This is a genomic window from Mesorhizobium sp. PL10 (genome assembly GCF_053714315.1).
Map to the genome: position 1 here is coordinate 1 of NZ_JBSKBR010000103.1, position 2639 is coordinate 2639.

Sequence of the window (2639 nt, forward strand, 5' to 3'; positions counted from 1 at the left end):
CCGGCTCGAAGCCGGCGATCTTGGCATTGCCGCCTTCGCGGGCGCCGAGGCCGACGGTCAGATTGTCAGCCAGGAAGTAGGCGTCGAACAGGCCGCGCTCGGCGGTCAGCGCCAGCTGCTTGTGGAACTCGAAATTGGTGGCGCCATCGGCCGGTGCGTCCGGATGGCGCCAGGCGGCGATATGCTGGCCGCCGCCGGGCAGGAATGCGCCAAGTCTGATCTTTCTGGACATTTGTGCTCTCATCGCTGAGTGAAGGGATATCGCCTGGGTTCAGGCGGCCTTGGCTGTCGCCGGCTTGGTTGCCTTGGTGCGGATGACGCTTCGACGCCCGTCGATGCCAACGGGCACGTCGCCATCGACGGTGGCGCGCCGGACAACCCTGTGCTGGTCGCCATAGTCATTGACGGCATAATGCTGGGTGGCGCGGTTGTCCCAGATCGCCACGTCTCCTGGCCGCCAATGCCAGCGCACGGTGTTTTCCGGTGCGGTGATGTAGGACTGAAAAACCTCATAAAGTTTTTGGGTATCGTTCTTCGAGAGGCCGACAAAGCGCTGGACGAAATTGCCCAACAGCAGTGTGCGTTCGCCCGTTTCGGGGTGAACCCGCACAACCGGGTGCTCGGTTTCGTAGATCGTCGAGGTGAACACCTCTTCGAAGTGCCTTTTCTCCGCCTCGGTCGAGCGCGGTCGCGCGGCGGCGTAGTCGTATGCGTTGGAGTGCACCGCCCAAAGATTTTCGGCCAGCAGCTTCAGTGCAGTCGGCAGGCTCTCATAGGCAGCGGTGGTGTTGGCCCAGATCGTGTCGCCACCCGCCGGCGGAATGACGACGCCGCGCAGAACCGAGAATTTTGGGTAGGCGTCGACGAATGTGACGTCGGTGTGCCACTGGTCAGCTCGCCCGCCGCCGCGGCTTGAATCGAGTTCGAGGATCGACGCGGTCCCGGCTATGGGACCCTGAGTCGGATGTGGCACCAGGTCGCCCAGCCGTCGCGCAAAGCGCTCCTGCTCGGCATCGTCAAGGTGGTCTTGGTCGCGGAAGAACACCACCTTGTGGCGCAGCAGGAGGTCGTTGATCGCGGCCACCACCGCGTGCGGCAGATCGCCGGAGAGGCGGACGTTGCGAATTTCGGCGCCAACATGCACCGTGAGCGGCGCGACATCGGCTTGCGGTATGGAAGCATCAACGAGAACTGGCTTGGTCATGGCTTTCTCCGTGGGTTAAGTGAGCTGCTGGTCTGGACAATTTCGGAATCGTCCAATGTCCGAAGTGGGGACTGAAAGATCCGTCACTCCAAATTTGCGAGGGGAATTCGGCTCAGTGAGTGCCCTAGCGTTCCGCTCGCCGAACCGTTGGCTCGGATCATTCTGGGCCGCGAGGACGGCTCCTTCGAGGTTCGAGATAAGGTTCGAACTGCCCGATCGCGCGCTCGAGTCGCTCGGCCAGGGCGGGGGAAATGGACGTCGGATCGGCAAAATCCCGTTCCGAGGCATAGAGGCCGGTCGCAAGCGTTCATGCTTCGAAGAAGCCGAAGAGCGGCCGCAACTGATGCTCGATCACCAGCGCATGGCGATCCCCGCCGCCAGTCGCTGCGAGCAGGATCGGCTTGCCGCTGAACGCAGTGGGCTCCAGAAGATCGATCAGGTGCTTGAAGAGGCCGGTGTAGCTGCCTTTGTAGACCGGACTTGCGACAACCAATGCCTCGGCTTGAAGGAGGCGGTCAACGAGCCTCCTTGCGCTGGGATCGAGATCGGAGAGGCGGACGGCGGTTCCCAAATTGGGGAACTGGCCGATGTCGAGGATTTCGGCGGTCTTGTCATATCGGCGCGCCGCTCGCCTGACGATCTCTTCGACCAGGACGCGCGTGCGGGAAGGGGAGTTGTAGCTGCCGGAAAGTCCGACGATCGCGGGGGTGGTCATGGTCCGGCCCTTCTCCTTTGGAATGCAGCCGCATTCGTGAAGACGGGATCAGCCTAGGTAATTATACAAAATCTATAGAGAAAGCATATTGCGTGTTTGCAGCTATTCATAAATTGGTTTTCTCGGTTTTCGACGCGGTGCGGTCTTCACATTCGATGAGCGACTATCGCGGACGTTTGTCGCGGCTGCGTGCGTCAGCACTGCCATCCTTAAGGTGAACGGGTTCCAGAGGCGACTTGACGGTTTGTCGTCTGGGGAGCCAGGCGCTCACCGGTCCCGTCTGTGTTCTCGACTGGCGTTGTGTTGTGCACGGAGAAACACATACCGAACTGATGGCTCAGGATTTGAGCGCAGGGTCGCCAAACTGGTTGTGACGATGAATGGCGTCGGCAAATGATTGTGCGGTGCAAATACTCTCTTCGCAACTGCACAAAAATGTGGCACATGCTTCCATCCGCTGACGCAGCGGAAGGAGAAACCTGGTGAGCGCAACCGGAGCATCGAAGGCGTTGACGGTGCCCGAAATCGCGGCGCGGAAGGGCAAGTCGCCCCTTGTTTGCTTGACGGCCTATACGACGCCCGTCGCCAAGCTTGTCGACGGGCATTGCGACGTGGTGCTGGTCGGCGACAGTGTCGGCATGGTGTTGCACGGCATGTCCTCCACTGTTGGCGTCACGCTCGAAATGATGATCCTGCACGGTAAGGCGGTGCGGCGCGGAC

2 protein-coding genes and 2 pseudogenes are annotated in these 2639 nt (G+C 61.0%); 1 reads left to right on the top strand and 3 read right to left on the bottom strand.

The window, feature by feature from the left end; translation table 11 throughout:
- From ACWGTO_RS33055 to msuE, 3 genes and pseudogenes are all read right to left on the bottom strand, one after another.
- Positions 1 to 232: pseudogene (locus ACWGTO_RS33055) on the bottom strand (nitrilotriacetate monooxygenase); the annotation flags it as partial.
- Between the two features lie 39 nt (positions 233 to 271).
- The gene (locus tag ACWGTO_RS33060) at positions 272 to 1204 is read right to left on the bottom strand and encodes a TauD/TfdA dioxygenase family protein (protein WP_454578893.1); all 933 of its coding nucleotides are present in this window, start codon (positions 1202 to 1204) and stop codon (positions 272 to 274) included.
- 157 nt (positions 1205 to 1361) lie between these two features.
- Positions 1362 to 1919, bottom strand: a pseudogene (gene msuE, locus ACWGTO_RS33065) (FMN reductase).
- A 482-nt stretch (positions 1920 to 2401) separates the two neighbouring features.
- On the opposite strand from msuE, the gene ACWGTO_RS33070 reads away from it, so the two are divergent.
- Positions 2402 to 2639 (top strand): 3-methyl-2-oxobutanoate hydroxymethyltransferase (locus ACWGTO_RS33070; RefSeq protein WP_454578894.1); only part of this gene is annotated, 238 nt, incomplete at its 3' end.